This is a genomic window from Gordonia sp. Z-3 (assembly GCF_036233855.1).
Classification (GTDB): Bacteria; Actinomycetota; Actinomycetes; order Mycobacteriales; family Mycobacteriaceae; genus Gordonia; species Gordonia tangerina.
In genome coordinates, this window is record NZ_JAZARS010000001.1 from 348,720 (window position 1) to 365,074 (window position 16,355).

Annotated in this window: 11 protein-coding genes; 8 read left to right on the forward strand and 3 right to left on the reverse strand. The window is 68.6% G+C overall.

What is annotated here, in order from left to right:
• Positions 1–64 precede the first annotated feature (64 nt).
• The 8 genes from VX037_RS01525 to VX037_RS01560 all read left to right on the forward strand — a co-directional run bounded on the left by VX037_RS01525 (position 65) and on the right by VX037_RS01560 (position 12,374).
• A complete protein-coding gene (locus VX037_RS01525) occupies positions 65–3,604 on the forward strand; it encodes an ATP-dependent helicase (protein WP_328712985.1) in 3,540 nt (1,179 codons plus the stop codon).
• On the forward strand, positions 3,597–6,995 hold the full coding sequence (locus VX037_RS01530; protein WP_328712987.1) for an ATP-dependent helicase: 3,399 nt from the start codon (positions 3,597–3,599) through the stop codon (positions 6,993–6,995). Before VX037_RS01525 ends, VX037_RS01530 begins: the two co-directional genes overlap by 8 nt.
• A gap of 79 nt (positions 6,996–7,074) precedes the next feature.
• Entirely contained in the window at positions 7,075–8,103 is a 1,029-nt protein-coding gene (locus VX037_RS01535) for a potassium channel family protein (protein ID WP_235724587.1), read from the forward strand.
• A complete protein-coding gene (gene nudC, locus VX037_RS01540; RefSeq protein ID WP_235724586.1) occupies positions 8,103–9,035 on the forward strand; it encodes an NAD(+) diphosphatase in 933 nt (310 codons plus the stop codon). The genes VX037_RS01535 and nudC overlap by 1 nt, the downstream gene beginning before the upstream one ends.
• A 78-nt stretch (positions 9,036–9,113) precedes the next feature.
• A complete protein-coding gene (locus VX037_RS01545; protein WP_235724585.1) occupies positions 9,114–9,398 on the forward strand; it encodes a mycoredoxin in 285 nt (94 codons plus the stop codon).
• A gap of 55 nt (positions 9,399–9,453) precedes the next feature.
• The gene (locus tag VX037_RS01550) at positions 9,454–11,508 is read left to right on the forward strand and encodes an ATP-dependent helicase (RefSeq protein ID WP_266062379.1); all 2,055 of its coding nucleotides are present in this window, start codon (positions 9,454–9,456) and stop codon (positions 11,506–11,508) included.
• A gap of 156 nt (positions 11,509–11,664) precedes the next feature.
• Positions 11,665–11,898, forward strand: a complete 234-nt coding sequence (locus VX037_RS01555) for a hypothetical protein (RefSeq protein WP_235724584.1) — start codon at positions 11,665–11,667, stop codon at positions 11,896–11,898.
• Positions 11,899–12,083: 185 nt separating this feature from the next.
• The gene (locus tag VX037_RS01560; RefSeq protein WP_266062381.1) at positions 12,084–12,374 is read left to right on the forward strand and encodes a WhiB family transcriptional regulator; all 291 of its coding nucleotides are present in this window, start codon (positions 12,084–12,086) and stop codon (positions 12,372–12,374) included.
• 18 nt (positions 12,375–12,392) lie between these two features.
• Here VX037_RS01560 and VX037_RS01565 read toward each other — a convergent pair whose 3' ends face one another.
• From VX037_RS01565 to VX037_RS01575, 3 genes are all read right to left on the reverse strand, one after another.
• On the reverse strand, positions 12,393–13,709 hold the full coding sequence (locus VX037_RS01565; protein WP_328712989.1) for an ABC1 kinase family protein: 1,317 nt from the start codon (positions 13,707–13,709) through the stop codon (positions 12,393–12,395).
• 66 nt (positions 13,710–13,775) lie between these two features.
• Positions 13,776–14,720, reverse strand: coding sequence for a hypothetical protein (locus tag VX037_RS01570; protein WP_266062384.1), 945 nt, complete (start codon positions 14,718–14,720; stop codon positions 13,776–13,778).
• Positions 14,721–14,788: 68 nt separating this feature from the next.
• On the reverse strand, positions 14,789–16,306 hold the full coding sequence (locus VX037_RS01575) for a zinc-dependent metalloprotease (protein WP_328712990.1): 1,518 nt from the start codon (positions 16,304–16,306) through the stop codon (positions 14,789–14,791).
• Between the last annotated feature and the right edge of the window lie 49 nt (positions 16,307–16,355).

A 16,355-nucleotide genomic window follows, 5' to 3' on the forward strand; every position in this document is an offset into this window, starting at 1 on the left:
TTGGCACGCCATCTTCACGGTGCTGCTCGCCGAGGCTGTCGGTGGCGCGTGCTTCCATGGGGACATGGCCCGACGCAGCGATTCCCACCCCACCGCGGGGACGGCGCTGCGTACCCGACTGACCGCGGCACCGGGCGTCGACGACCGTACGCGGCAATGGCCCGCGGAGGTCACCGAAGTGATCGAATCGGCGGTGACGCGGGATTCGTCGCGGTCGTGGTCGCCTGTCCGGGTACACGGTGGCCCGGGTACGGGAAAGACGTCGGTCATCGTCGACGCCGCGGTCGCGCGGCTGTTGCGTGACGATGTGGATGCCGAGTCCGTTCTGGTGCTCGCGGCGTCCCGACGTGCCGCGGCCTCGTTGCGAGAAGAGATCACCCGACGGGTGTTGTCGGCGACCTCGGGGGGTGCGGACGGTGGCGTCGAGAACCGCGCGCTGCGTGAACCATTGGTGCGCACCGTGCACTCCTACGCCTTCGCGGTGTTGCGGCTGCAGGCCTCCGCGCACGGCAATCCGCCGCCCCGCCTGATCACCGGGTCCGAGCAGGACATGGTGCTGCGCGAACTGCTGGCCGGTGACATTGAGGACGGCGCCCGGTACTGGCCGGAACGGCTGCGGCCGGCGCTGGGCACCGATGGATTCGCACAGGCACTACGCGACCTGATGATGCGGGCTGCCGAGCGTGGCGTGGGACCCGAGGAACTGACCGCGCTGGGACGCGAACACCGCCGGCCGGAATGGGTGGCGGCCGGTCGTGCCTACGCGCAGTACGAGCAGAACATGTTGTTGCGCGGCGCAGTCGGTGCCGACGCCCCCGGCGCATCGGCGCCCGCGGTGGATGCGGCCGAACTCATCGGTTCGGCGCTGTCGGCGTTTGCGACCGATCCGGATCTGCTCGCCGGGCAGCGCCGACGAATTCGGCATCTGCTGGTCGACGACGCTCAGCACCTCGACCCGCAGGCGGCGGCGTTGGTGACGTTGATCGGGACGGGCGCGGATTCGACGATCATCGCAGCGGACACCGATCAATCGGTGTTCGGTTTTCGCGGGGCCAGTCCGCGATTCGCCGACGAGCTGACCGACCTCGGCACTCCGCGAGATGTTCTGCTGGAAAAGACTTTCCGCAACCATCCCGAAATCGCGGCGGTCGGTGCCGCGCTCGCAGCTCGGCTGCCCGGCGCCCGGTCGCACCCGTATCCGAGGCCGACCGACGAGGCCGACGGCGATGACACGGATCCATTGCCCGGGGGTGCGGAGGTGAAGGTCTTCAGCTCGGCGGCCAAGGAGGCGACCGCCGTCGCCGACCTGTTGCGTCGCGCGCATCTGTTCGGTGGCGTGCCGTGGTCGCGGATGGCGGTGGTGGTGCGGTCGGTGTCGCTGGCCTTGCCTGCGTTGCGGCGCGCCTTCCGCTCGGCCGGGGTGCCGGTGACGACGCCCACCAGCGATCTGCCGTTGCATCGCCAACGGGCCGTCGGCGCCCTGATGGGTGTCCTACGCGTGGTGGCTGCGCGGGATCTGGCGCAGCGGGAGTCGGCCGAACGGGAGCTGGCCGGACAACCGGCTGATCGCGACAGGGCGGATGGCGAACCGGCAGCGCCGGACGCTGTGGACAAATCGGCGGTGGACGACGGATCGGCCGCGGACCATGAGTTCACGATCGACGATGCGGTGGCCCTACTGGGTGGTCCGGTCGGTGGCGCCGATCCCGGCGCGATGCGCCGACTACGTCGCGGTGTGCGGCGTCTCGACGAGCGCAGCGGGGGAGGCGCGGCCACCGATTCGCTGATCGCGATTCGGCGGGCGTTGCTCGACCCTGACGTCGCCGCCCGCTACATCGCGGCGCTGACCGAGGCCGAGGCCCGCCCGCTGGTGCGCACTCTCGACGTCATAGCGGCCGCCGATCGTGCCCATCGCGCTCGACGTGGGGTCGAGGAGACACTCTGGGCGGCATGGCAGGCCACCGGCCTGGAACGACGGTGGGCGGCGAGCGCGATCCGTGGCGGACCGGCGGGTGAGCAGGCCGACCGCGATCTCGATGCCGTGATGGCCATGTTCGAGGCCGCCGCCAATTTCGTCGATACCTTGCCCGCGGCGGGGCCGGCCGGATTCGTGCGGTACCTGGCGGCGCTGCAGATTCCGCGGGACAGTCGATTGGCCGGCTCGGCCAACGACGCGGTCACGGTGCTCTCGGCGCACGCTGCCGCCGGCCGCGAGTGGGACGTGGTGGCCGTGGCCGGGGTTCTCGATGGGCTGTGGCCGTCATTGCGCAGTCGTGGCAGCGTGCTGGCGACCGGACAACTCGTCGATCTGCTCGACGGTCTCGACCCGGATGCCCTGGACACGGTCGCGCGGTCGCGGTCGGCGCTCGCCGACGAACGCCGATTGCTGCTGGTGGCGTGTACTCGCGCGCGTCGTCGACTGCTCGTCACCGCGGTGGAGGACGGCGGCGGTGATGCCTCGCCGTCGCGGTTCGTCGTCGAGATTGCCGACGCCATCCGTCGGTTCCGGGGCACCGCCCTGCCCGATGCCGACGATCTCGGTGCCGACGGCACGGCGGACACGGCATTGGCCGAATTGCCTCTGGACCCGGGGGTCGACCGTGTGCTGTCGCTGCCGTCGTTGGTGGCGACGCTGCGCTCCGAGGTGGTCGGTGACATCGGTCCCGACGGTCCGGGAGAGAAGGCCCGCGCGGCCGCGGAACTTCTTGCCCAACTGTCGGATTCCGATATCCCTGGTGCCGCGCCCCGGGACTGGTACGGCCTGGGCGGGCCCAGCGCCGAGATCGCGTTGTGGGCTCCCGACCGGGGGCCGGTGACGTTGTCGCCCTCAAACGTCGAGGCGCTGACCCGGTGTTCGTTGCGATGGGTGCTCGAGCGTCATGGCGGCCGCGACGGGGACGGGACGCCGGCGCTGACCGGCAGCCTGGTCCACACGCTCGTCCAGGCGGTCGCCGGCCAGATCGAACCGGCTGAGGTCACCGCCGCGCTGCGCGGCATCTGGGATCGGGTGGACACCGGCGCGGCGTGGTACTCGGTCCGTGAACTCGAACGCGCCGAAGCGATGCTCACCAACTTCCGGGACTGGCTGCGGATCTCACGCGACGAGCTGTCCGAAGTGGGGGTGGAGGCCGATATCGACGCGACGGTTCCGGTTGACGCGGACGAGCAGGAGATGGCGGTGCGGCTGCGGGGTCGGATCGACCGGCTCGAGCGCGATCATCAGGGCCGTCCGGTGGTGGTGGACGTGAAGACGGCCAAGACGGCGATCACCAAGGCCGACGCCCAGGAGCACGCCCAGCTGGCCACCTATCAGCTGGCGTTGGCCCTCGGCGGGGCGACGAGTGGACAGTCCGAGCCGGTGCAGCCCGGCGGTGGACGGCTGGTGTACGTGTCGTCGGCGAACAAGAACACCGGCGCGGCCGAACGTGTCCAGGAGCCACTGAGCACCGAGCAGGTCGACGAGTGGATCTCGGTGGTGCGCAATGCCGCCCGTGCCAGCGTCGGTCCGGTGTTCGCCGCCACCCGCAACCCCGGATGCAGTCATTGCGCGCTGGCGTCGAGCTGTCCGGCCCAGCTTCGTGGGAAGACGGTGATCGATGACTGAGCGGCCCACGATCTCGGCCGTCGCGATCGCCGCCGCCCTTGGTCTGCCGACTCCGACGCCCGAACAGGTCGCGGTGATCGAGGCACCGATGGAGCCGGTGTTGGTGGTGGCGGGCGCCGGTGCGGGCAAGACCGAGACCATGGCCTCTCGGGTGGTGTGGCTGGTGGCCAACGGTCTCGTCGCTCCCGACGAGGTGCTCGGCCTGACGTTCACGCGGAAGGCGGCCAGTGAGCTCGGCGCGCGTATCCGGCGAAGACTGTCGATGCTGGCGGGGTCCTCGGCGTTGCGCGGCTGGGATGTCGACGGTGCCATCGCCGCCCGGCTGAGCGGCGGTGACCCCGAGGTGAGTACCTATCACGCCTACGCCGGGCGGCTCATCGCCGACTACGGTCTGCTGCTGCCGGTGGAACCCAACTCCACACTCCTGTCGGAGACGGAGTTGTGGCAGATGGCGTTCTCGGTGGTGTCCAACTGGACCGGCGAGCTGCAGACCACCAAGGTGCCGGCCAGCGTCACCGAAGCGGTGCTGAAGCTCTACGGCGACATGGCCGAGCACCTGGTCGACTTCGACGACCTCCGTCGCGCCGGTGACGACCTGTACCAGCTGATCGACACACTGCCGAAGGGACCGCGTCAGCGCGACACCCCGACTCAGGCGTTGCTGAAGATCCAGGACGTCATCGACGAGCGGCGCGAACTCATCCCGATGGTCATCGCGCTGGGTGAGACGATGCGGGCGGCGACGGCCCTCGATTTCGGCAGCCAGATGTCCCTGGCGGCCCGGCTGGTGATGCGGAACCCGGAAGTCGCCGCTGCCGAACGCACCTCGTTCAAGGCGGTGTTGCTCGACGAGTACCAGGACACCGGCCACTCGCAGCGCATCCTGCTCGCCACACTGTTCGGTGTGGCGCCGGGCGCGCCGAAACGATCGGCGCGCGGATCGGTCGCGGTTACCGCGGTCGGCGATCCCATCCAGTCGATCTACGGCTGGCGTGGGGCCTCGGCGGCCAACCTGCCTCGCTTCACCGACGACTTCCGTCAGTCCGACGGCACCCCTGCGGTGCGCCTGGAATTGCTGACGAGTTGGCGTAATTCGGCACACGCTCTGCGGTTGGCCAACCAGACATCCGAAGAGCTGCGGCGCCGCGGCATCCCGGTCAGCGTGTTGCGGCCCCGGCCGGACGCGCCCACCGGCACCGTCGACCTCGCCCTCACCGAGACCGTCGTCGACGAACGGCGCTGGATCGGCGAACACGTCGAACGCCTCTACCGAGGCGCCGAGGCGGCCGGTGAGCCGCCACCGACCACCGCGATCCTGGTGCGCCGCAACGACGATTCGGCGCCCTTGGCGGCCGAACTGGAGAGCCGTGGCATTCCTGCCGAGGTGGTCGGCATCGGCGGGCTGCTGCACGTGCCGGAGATCGAGGACGTGGTGGCAATGCTGCGCCTTATCGCCGATCCGATGGCCGGTACGGCGGCGATGCGGTTGCTGACCGGCGCCCGATGGCAACTCGGCGCGGGCGACCTCGCGTCACTGTGGAAACGCGCCACCGAGCTCGCAGCCGTCGAGTTCACTGCCGCCAACGGCATCGTCGCCTCGCGCGAGGCGCTCGACAACGCGTTGGATGCGGTGCTGCCCACCGAGATCGTGGATCGCGCAGGCATCGCCGATGCGTTGGTCGACCCGGGAGAGCCACATCGATACAGCGAGGAGGGTTTTCGGCGTATTCGGACGTTCGGCGCCCAATTGGAGTCGCTGCGCCGCCGGATCGGCCAGCCGTTGCCCGAATTGGTCGCCGACGTGGAGAACACCATCGGAGTGGCCGTGGAGGCGCAGATCCGGGCGCGCCGGATGCGTGGTGCGATCACCGGCCGTGAGCACCTCGATGCATTCGCGGAGTACGTGACCACCTACGCCGAACGGTCGGGTGCGAATCTGCCCGGCTTGTTGGCGTTCCTCGAGACCGCCGAGACCATCGAGAAGGGGCTCGAGCCCGGTCGCATCGAGGTCGCCGAACAACGCGTGCAGATCCTCACCGTCCATGCCGCGAAAGGCCTGGAGTGGGATGTCGTGGTGTTGCCTCATCTGTGCCACAACATCTTTCCGGGCGGACGTGCCGACAGCACCTGGTTGGGTAGTGCCAAGGAACTGCCCGCGCAATTGCGCGGCGACCTCGCCGACGGTGCGAACGCGGAGGGCTTCCCGCCGCTCGACCTGCACGCGGTCGCCGACCGCAAGGAACTCGAAGTGGCGCTGACCGAGCACAAGGAGGCCATCGCGCAGCGTCGGCTCGAAGAGGACCGGCGGCTGCTCTATGTCGCGCTCACCCGAGCCAAGGAGACGTTGCTGATCTCCGCCCACCACTGGTCGGAGAGCGGCGACCGACCGCGCGGTGGGTCGGAGTTCTTCGCCGAGATCCGCGCGATCGTCACCGCGGCGATCGACGATCCGACCGTCGACTCGACCGGCATGGCGATCGATGTCGACGCCGACGAGCCGGCGCAGGACGCAACCAATCCGTTGGCCGACGAGATCGCGAGCGCGCCGTGGCCTCGGGACGTGCTGGGGGAGCGGCGAGACGCGGTCGACGCCGCGGCACGACTGGTGGAAGACGCGATCGCCGCGCGCGGCACACCGACGCTGTTCGAGGCGTCGGCCACTGACATCACACCCGGGTCCGGAGCGTCGGTGACCTCGGAAGCAGACCTGACCGAGTCGGCTCGGGAGATCGCCGCCTGGCGCGCCGAGGTGGACGCTCTGCTGGCCGAGCACCACCGCATCAACACCGCGGAGGTCGACGTGGCGTTGCCGACGCACCTGTCGGTCAGCCAGCTCGTCGAACTCGACGCCGACGAGGCGGCCTTCGCGCGGCGGCTGCGTCGCCCCACCCCATTCGCACCCAACCCGACCGCGCGCCGCGGCACCGCCTTCCACGCCTGGGTGGAGGGCTGGTTCGGCGCCACCCGACTCCTCGACATCGACGAACTGCCCGGTGCGGCCGACGCCACCGCGGCTCCCGACACCGACCTCGAGGAGCTGCGTGCGTCCTTCCTCGCGTCGCGCTGGGCTCAGCGCAGCCCCACCGAGGTCGAGGTGCCGTTCGAGACGGTCATCGGTCCCACCGTGATCCGCGGCCGCATCGATGCGGTGTTCGCCGAATCCGATGGCGGCTGGCTGGTGGTGGACTGGAAGACCGGTTCGGTGCCCGAGCCGGCCCGCCGCGAGTCGCTGTTCGTGCAACTCGCCGCCTACCGGATCGCCTGGGCGCAGTTGGCCGGGGTCCCGCTGGAGAAGGTGCGCGCGGCATTTCACTACGTGCGGTCCGGCTACACCCTGGAACCCCATGACCTGCCCGATCGGCCTGCACTCGCGGCTTTGCTCGCGAAATGAGCTAGATTCGCCTCGTGAACGAACGGCGGCACATTTGAGACGACCTCGTGGATTCGGCAGCCGGCTACGATCCGAGCACTTGTCGGAGGGGCCCGACTACGCACTGGTCGGGGTCGTCCGCATCCCGGAACTGCAACAGAGTCCGGGACGGGCGATCGGCAAGCGCGTCGTGTTCGCGGTCATCGCCCTGTTCCTGACGTCGGTGATCGTGTTCCTCGACCGGGACGGCTACAAGGACTCCCAAGGCGGGGAGCTCTCGTTTCTGGATGCTCTGTACTACTCGGCGGTGACGTTGTCGACCACCGGATACGGCGACATCACCCCGGTGACCCCGTTTGCCCGCCTGATCAATCTGCTGGTGATCACCCCGCTGCGCGTGCTGTTCCTGATCGTGTTGATCGGCACCACGCTCGAGGTGCTGACCGAGCGATCCCGGCAGGCCCTCAAGATCCAGCGTTGGAGGAACAGCGTGCGTAACCACACCGTCGTGATCGGATTCGGCACCAAGGGACGAACCGCGGTGGACGCGATGATCGGTGACGGCATCAAACCGGCCGAGATCGTCGTGGTCGACGCCGATGCCGATGTGCTCGAGGCCGCGGCCGCAGACGGGCTTGTCACCGTCCGCGGCGACGCCACCAAGTCCGACATCCTGCGCTTGGCGGGGGTGGCCCATGCGGCGAGCATCGTGGTGGCCGCCAACCGCGACGACACCGCCGTCTTGGCCACCCTGACCGCCCGCGAACTCAATCCCCGGGCCAAGATCGTCGCGTCGATCCGCGAGTCGGAGAACACCCACCTGATGCGTCAGTCGGGTGCGAACTCGGTTGTCGTGTCGTCGGAGACCGCCGGCCGGCTGCTCGGCATCGCCACCATGACCCCGTCGGTGGTGGAGGTGATCGAGGACTTGCTCACCCCCGACGCCGGCTACGCCATCGCCGAACGCGAAGTCGACCCCACCGAGACCGGCGGATCTCCGGCGCACACCCGCGACCTCGTGCTCGGGGTGGTGCGCAACGGCGTCTTGCATCGCGTGGACGACAGCGAGGTCGAACAAATCGAGGTCGGCGACCGACTGCTGTATGTGCGCAAGGGAGGTCAGGACTGATGGCCCACTTCACGTTGGCCCGCCCGCCGATGCTGGCGCAGGCCAGGTTCGACCGGGCCGACGAGATCCGCGACGACCCGGACCGGATGCAGTCGGGTTGGCCGACGGCGCGGGTGCTGCAGATCGATCAGGCCGGGCGGTATCCGGTGGCCGACGACGGTGGCCTGCGATGGATCGAAGCCACCGACCTCGGTGACCGACCGCCGATGGACGCGGTGTTTCTCGGCGTCGGGAGCAGCGACCTGTGGACAGTGCGGGTCAGCGAACTCGACGGCCGCGCCGACGATCCGCGCCGCGGCGCCCACGGGCTGACCGCCGACGACGCAGGTCTGCTGGCGACGGCCCTGGGTATTCTCAATTGGCATGCCACCGCGGCGTTTTCGCCGGTGGATGGCACGCCCACCCGACCGGCGCGGGGCGGTTGGGTGCGCCGGCACCCGGACACCGGTGTAGACGAGTTCCCGCGCACCGATCCGGCGATCATCACCGTCGTCCACGACGGGGCCGACCGGGTCCTGTTGGGGCGACAGTCGGTGTGGCCCGACGGTTGGTATTCGACGCTCGCCGGATTCGTCGAGCCCGGTGAGTCGCTGGAGCAGTGTGTTCTGCGGGAGGTGTACGAGGAGGTCGGCATCACCGTTGCCGAGCCGCGGTATCTGGGCAGCCAGCCGTGGCCGTTCCCGCGGTCGCTGATGCTCGGTTTCTCTGCTCTCGGCGACCCCGCCACGCCGCTGCAGTTCTTGGACGGTGAGATCGGCGACGCGGCCTGGTTCGAGCGTGCCGAGGTGATCGAGGCGCTCGAGAACGGCAGCGAGTGGGTCCGTGGCGACGGCGCGGTGGGCACCAGCTCCGACGGACGCCGACTCCGGCTACCCGGCTCGATCTCCATCGCCCGTTCGCTGATCACGGCGTGGGCCTACGCCGAGCACTGAACTGTCCGGACACCGAGCCGTCCGGTCTCGAACCCGATGAGTGGGAACAGCAGCGGGATTCGTGCTGTTATGGGGGACATGAGCAACGTGATCGACGACGACGCCTCGGCCCGGGTTTCCGACACCGGCGAACTGACCATGTACACCACGAGTTGGTGTGGTTTCTGTGCCCGCCTCAAGACCGGGCTCAAGAGTCTCGGTCTGACCTGGCAGGAAGTGGACATCGAGCTGAATCCGGACGCCGCCGAATTCGTCGGCAGCGTCAACGGCGGCAACCACGTGGTTCCGACCGTGCTCTACGCCGACGGCACCACTGCGACCAACCCGTCGGTGGCCGAGGTCAAGGCCAAGCTCGGCGTCTGAGCCACCCCGGAGCGGGCCCGTTCGCGATGTCGGCGACCGATGGCATAGTGAACCGGTGCCCGATCCTCACCGCATCCTCGACGGTCTCGACCCCGAGCAGCAGCGGGCGGTGATGGCACCCCGTGGGCCGGTCTGTGTGCTGGCCGGTGCCGGAACCGGCAAGACCCGCACCATCACTCGCCGCATCGCTCACCTGATCGACAGCGGTCAGGTGAGTCCGGGCCATGTTCTGGCGGTGACCTTCACCACCCGGGCGGCCGGCGAGTTGCGGTCGCGGCTGCGCGCGTTGGAGATCAGCGGTCCGGGGGTGTCGGTTCAGGCTCAGACCTTCCACGCCGCGGCTCTCCGTCAACTGCGCTATTTCTGGCCGCGCGGCCTGACCTGGGAACTGCTCGATCACAAACTGCCGGTGGTGGCCCACGCCGCACGCGGGGTCGGGGTGACCACCACGAGTGAATCGCTACGCGATCTGGCCACCGAGATCGAGTGGGCGAAGGGCTCGCTCATCAGCCCGGCCGACTACCCGGCTCGCGCCGCCACCGCCGGCCGGGACGCGCCGTTCGGTCATGACGTGGTCGCCGCGGTCTACGACGCGTACGAGGCGGCGAAACGCGACGGTTCGCACCTGTTGCTCGATTTCGACGACCTGATCATCTATGCCGGCGAGATCCTGCGCGAGCCGGATGCCGCGGCCAACTTCCGCGCCCGTTACCGCTGTTTCGTCGTCGACGAGTACCAGGACATCACCCCGGTGCAACAGCGCCTGCTCGATTCCTGGCTCGGCGAACGCGACAACCTGACCGTGGTCGGCGACGCCAACCAGACCATTTACTCCTTCGCCGGGGCCACCGCCGACTATCTGCTGGGTTTCACCCGTCGCTTCCCGGAGGCCACCCTCGTCCGCCTCGAGCGTGACTATCGGTCCACACCGGAGGTCGTCGCCGTCGCCAACCAGGTCATCGGGGCGGCCGAGGAACGCAGCCCGGGTACGCGTCTCGAACTGATCGGTCAGCGTGATAGGGGACCGGCCCCGCGGCCGGCCGAGTTCGCCGATGACATGCGTGAGGCGCGCGGGGTGGTTGCGCAGATCAAACACCTGGTCAACGCGGGCACCCCGCCCGCCGAGATCGCGGTCCTGTACCGGGTCAACGCGCAATCGGAGCGGTTCGAGGAGGTGCTGACCGAGGCCGGCATTTCTTATCAGGTCCGCGGCGCCGAGGCATTCTTCACCAGGACCGAGATCGTGCAGGCCATGCGCAAACTCACCGACGTCGCCGCTCGCGACGATCTGCCGGCGGACGCCGATACCGCCCGAGTGGTGCGCGCGGTGCTGGCGCCGCTCGGACTCGGCGCCGACGAGCCGGCCGGCCCGCACGCCAAGGCCCGGTGGGAATCCCTGCGGGCGTTGATGTCCGTCGTCGACGAACTACTCGCAGACGAGCCGGGCATGTCGTTGCGCAGGCTGGTGTCCGAGCTGACCACGCGTGCCGAGGAACGCCACACACCCGAACGCACCGGGATCACCTTGGCGTCGCTGCATGCGGCCAAGGGACTGGAATGGGATGCGGTCTTCCTCGTCGGGCTCACCGAGGGATCGGTACCGATCGCACAGGCGATCAGCAACGGAGCCGAGGCCATCGAGGAAGAGCGTCGGCTGTTCTATGTGGGCATCACCCGCGCGCGGGTGCATCTGTACCTGTCGTGGAGTCTGTCGCGCACCGGGGCGGGTCGCGTCACGCGTCGCCGGACCCGCTTCCTGGACGGGATCGAACTGGACCCGCGACGCAGTGGTCGCTGTGTCGAGTGCGGCGCCGACCTGGTGAACCCGGAGTCGCGGGTGCGTGGCCGGTGCGGCAGCTGTCGCATCGAAGAGCAGGGTGACGAACTGCTGGCGGCACTGCGCGCCTGGCGCCGTGACCACGCACAGGAGCGCGGTATCGGCGAACTGGCCGTGCTCACCGACGCGATGCTGGAGGCGATCGCCGATCGCCGTCCGGCCGACACCGCGGCGTTGGGGTCCATCCCCGGGATCGGGCCGGTGAAGCTGGAGCAGTTGGGTGGCGCGGTTGTGGAGTTGGTCCGGGCGCGAGGGGGCGCTCGCCGCGGATGACCGGTGGTCCAGGACACGAAACCGCAGGTCAAAAATAGGTTGTGCGATTCGCGTCGCCCCGCCTACTCTGGATTCGTCAGCACGGGGAGAGACTCGTATGTCCGTAACGGGTCACCTCACAGGTGGAAGCCCTCGAGCACAGGAAGGAGCGGATCAGTGAACGGAATCATCAAGGCGGCACTCGTCGGAATGCCCGCGGCGCAGCCGAGCCTGGCTCTGGCCATCGATGCACCCCGTCACGCCCGCTTCTGGGTCGACGAGACCCGCGTGCCGGTGGCCGTCCATCCGATCGCCGGCCGGGTAGCCAAGGCACCCGCAGGCGAAGCAACCGCCGCAGCGCGAGCGCCGCAGCGGTTCCCCGTGCAGATACGAAATCCGCGGAGTCACTGACTCCGACCTTTCGGGCCACGGGCGAATCGCAGAGGCGAAACCCGTGGCCCCTTTGTGTACGACCGTGAACCACCTCTGACGACCTCGTCCGACACCGGCGAGTGCCGAGGCTTTCGTTTCACAGTCGACATCCACATCGGGACTCGGGTGCAACACACCAAACACGAGCAGATGTGGAGAGCAGAATGACTGTCGATTACGTTCTCGAATCCTGTCTTTCGGCGGACCGCGAGTCGGTCGGCGGCCTGGACCTGCCCTGCCAGGTGGCCGACGCCGATCTGTGGTTCGCCGAGGATCCCCGAGACCTGGAGCGCGCCAAGGCCATGTGCGCCGAATGCCCGTTGCAGCAGGCCTGCCTGCAGGCCGCGCTCGACCGCGCCGAGCCCTGGGGGGTCTGGGGCGGCGAGATCCTCGAGCGTGGCGCGGTGATTGCGCGGAAGCGTCCCCGTGGCCGCCCCCGCAAGAACGCCGCGTGAGAGGTGGGGTGTCCGGACTCAGTCGGCGAGTCCGGGCACCCACTTCTCCATGATCGCCCGGTAGGGCGCGTCCGCCTCGAGCTGCGATGCGATCCCGACACAGCCGGCCAACACCCGGAAGACCATCACATAGTTCTTGGGCACGTTCAGGTTTCGTGACGTCTTGTACACATCGCCGCGAACATCGGTGGCCTTGCCGGCCGCTCGTTGCATCCACTTGCGAGTGAAGTGGAAGGACTCGGTGTACAGGGGATCGACGTAGGGCTTCAGATATGCCTCGATGTCGGCTGCGCTCACCCGATCGGCGCGCGACGCCAGGATGAAATCGGTGCGCACCATCAGGTCTTTGAGTTCTTCGTACTGTTTGTCGCGGGCCAGACGCAGGATCTGTCCTGTTTCGCTGGGCAGACCATTGTGGTAGTGTCCGACGGCGCCGAAGTCCAGGGCGCCGAACCGGCCGTCGGCGGTGATGAAGAAGTTGCCCGGATGCGGATCACCGTGGAGCAGGCCCACTCGGAACGGCGAACTCACTTCGAAGGTGGCCATCTTGGCGGCCGCGTCGTTGCGGGTCTCCTGATCTCCCGAGACGATGATCTTCGACAGAGGTGTGCCCACAAGCCATTCCGACACGATCACCTTCGGTGCGCTGGCGACGACCTTGGGGATGACGAAGTCCGGGTCGCCATCGAAGGCCTTCGCGAACGCACGTTGGTTGTCCGCTTCGCCGAGATAGTCGAGTTCTGCCTCGGTGCGATCGATGAGTTCGTCCATCATCGCCTTGACGTCGGTGCCCGGTGACAGTTTCTGGATCACACCCGACATCCGCGACAGAGTCTTGAGGTCGGCCTTCAATGCATGATCGGCGCCGGGATACTGGACCTTGACCGCCACCTCGCGACCGTCCGACCAGATTCCCTTGTGGACTTGGCCGATGCTCGCCGACGCCGCCGGCTCGTCGGAGAACTCGCGGAAGCGGTCACGCCATTTGGTGCCCAGTTGCTGATCGAGCACCTTGTGCACCTTCGGTGCCGGCATGGGGGGCGCCTCGGCCTGCAATTTGGTCAAGGCCTCGCGGAACGGTTCCCCGAATTCGTCGGGGATGGCGGCCTCCATGATCGACATGGCCTGGCCGACCTTCATCGCGCCGCCCTTCAATTCCCCGAGAACGGAGAAGAGTTGTTCGGCGGCGCGTTCCAGCATTTCCTGCTGGACCTCGTCCTTGTCCCGGCCGACCATGCGTTTGCCGAGTCCGGCCGCAGCGCGACCGGCCATTCCGATGGGCAGTGACGCCAGTCTTGCGTTGCGCCGTCCCTGTCCCCGAGCGATGTCACTCATAGCGTCCTTTCCCCACCACAGGATAGAGGACCAGACGCTGCACCCGGTCGCCGCCACACGTGGGCATCACCCTGCCCGTGCCGCCGCCGGTCGGCACAGACAGAGGGGATGTGGCGGCCATCTGGTCGCAACCAGGCGGGCCGGGGCCGGATGGAACTCCAGCGCCCGGTCGATCAACTCGGGTGCACGATCAGTGCGATCCGACCACAGCGCCGTCCCGAGTTGCTCGATCTGTGACTGGGCGAGTGCGGCCGTGCCGCGCACGATGCCGGCCGAACCGAATCCGATTTGCGCGACCAACTGAGCCGCCAACATCGGCCAGTCCGGCTCGAGGTCTGCCCGGTGGCGATCGGCGCAACGCAGACAACTCGACAGGCCCGGCAACACCAACGGACCCACCACACCCACCCCGTCGCGTACACGTACCGGCAGATGCGCGATCCGCGCGTCGATCAGCGCGTTGACGACCTCCGGATCATGCACGAGGTAGTCGGTGAGCACCACGAGGTTCGCGGTCCAGCCGTCGACGGCGACCACCGGCGGCCGCCGCGCCGATCTGCGCGGCGCCAGACCCGACTCGGTGAGCGAGGTGATCAGCAGATCGGCCAGGGGGCCCTCACCGTGAAGCGCAATGCGCAAGCTCGTGGCCGCCGGACCCGAGGCCGGGATGGTCGCGAGGCCCGCCGCGGTCAGGTGCGAGACGATGTCGGTGAGGTCGGTGACGGTCAACCCGATCGCGCGTGCCCTGCGTTGTGTCTCGGCTACCGGTGTGACCACCGCGAATCCTCGGAGCAACACCGCGACGTCGGCGGCCCGCACTGGCGAGGGCACGTCGATCACGAGGCTCCCGTGTGGGTCGCTGCCCACATGGACACGGTTGCCGGGCCGCACCAGCACCGGTGTGCCCGGACGCAACAGCGGCAGGCTCAGAGTTGCGACGTTGGCCGGTGCATCCGGCTCCTCCGCACCCTCGCCTGCCGGAACCGCACATCGGACACCTCGATCGGACATGGCGTCACTGTGCCACCTATGGGTCCGGATGCCCCGGAGTTGTCCACAGGCGCAGGGGGCCGAGGAGGTTATGCAGAATTACCGTCGCGGCCGCCGTCCTCATGGTCCGTGTCGTTGCCGGCTGGGTTGTCTCCCGCGCCGGAGTCGTCCGAGGGCTCGCGACCGTCGGCCCCGTCGGCGGATTTCTCGGCGCGTTCCTGCGCAAGGGTGGCCTCGAGCTGGGCGATCGGATCGTCGAACGAGCTCACGCCGCCGCCGATGACACCGTCGATGAAGGCGGCGGGATTGTCGAGATCCTCGGCGTCGGGCATCAGATCGGGGTGCGCCCACACCCCATCACGGGTGGCGATGTCACCGGCCTCGAGCAGCTGTCGCCACAGGGCCGATGCCTCGCGCACCTTCCGCGGCCGCAGCTCCAGGCCGACCAGGGTGGCGAAGGTCTGTTCGGCGGGGCCACCGGAGGCGCGTCGGCGGCGCATCGTCTCCGTCAGCGCGCCGACGCTCGGGATGCGGTCGGCCAGTGCGGTCGACACCACCTGCTCCACCCACCCCTCGATGAGGGCGAGGAGCGTCTCGAGGCGCGCGAGGGCCGCCTGCTGCTCCGGGGTGGTGGTCGGCTCGAAGGATGCCGACGAACCGATCAGTTCCTCGAGTTTGGCCGGGTTCGACAGCAGCTCCTGAGGATCGACACCCGAGGTCATGTCGGCGATGCCGCTGAAATCGATGCTGATCCCACGGGCGTACTCCTCGACTGTGGACAGCAGCCGTTGGCGCAGCCACGGGACATGGCTGAACAGCCGGACGTGCGCGGCTTCCCGGGCGGCGAGGAAGACGACGATCTCCTGGGCCGGCTGCTCGAGGCCCTCGGCGAACTTCGCGATCGCCTCGGGCAACAGGACCGCCACACCCTCCGGCGCCAGGGGCAACCCGACGTCGGTCGAGGTCAGCACCTCCTTCGCGAGCTGGCCCAGTCCCTGACCGAGCTGGGTGCCGAAGGCCATGCCGCTCATCTGGGTGAGCATGCCCATCATCGGTCCGGCGAACTGGGCGGCCTCGGCCGGAAGATTCTGCTCCCAGGTCCGCGACAACTGCTCGGCAACGGGATCGCACAGCCGTTTCCAGGTGGGCATCGACTCTTCGAGCCACGTCACCGGCGTCCACGCCACCGACTGACGCACCCCGCTGGGGAAGGTGGTGACATCATCGAGCCAGACCTCGGCCAGGCGGACCGCGTCGGTGACAGCGTTGGTCTCCTTGTCCAGCACCGGCGTGAAGTTGCCGATCTGTTGGCGCGCCAGATTCGATGCGACCTGGTAGTTCACCGGGCCGCCACCGCCGGAGCCGGGAGTGATCCCGGCGCCCATGCCGCTGAACATGCTGCCCAATTGGGAGAACATCTGGCCCAATTGAGCTGGATCGAACGAACTGGGATCGAAACCCTCACCGCCGAGGGCGAATCCGAAGGGATTCTGGGTGCCGCCGGAGGATTCACCGGACCCGGACTGATCCTTACGGCGCTCGTTCTCGGCGCGGCGCTCATCATCTCCATCACCGGATGGGGAGAAGCCGAAGGGCAGATCACTCATGGTCTCCACGGTACCGTCCGCAGTCCGGGGAGGCGTTCGCCTTGAGCGT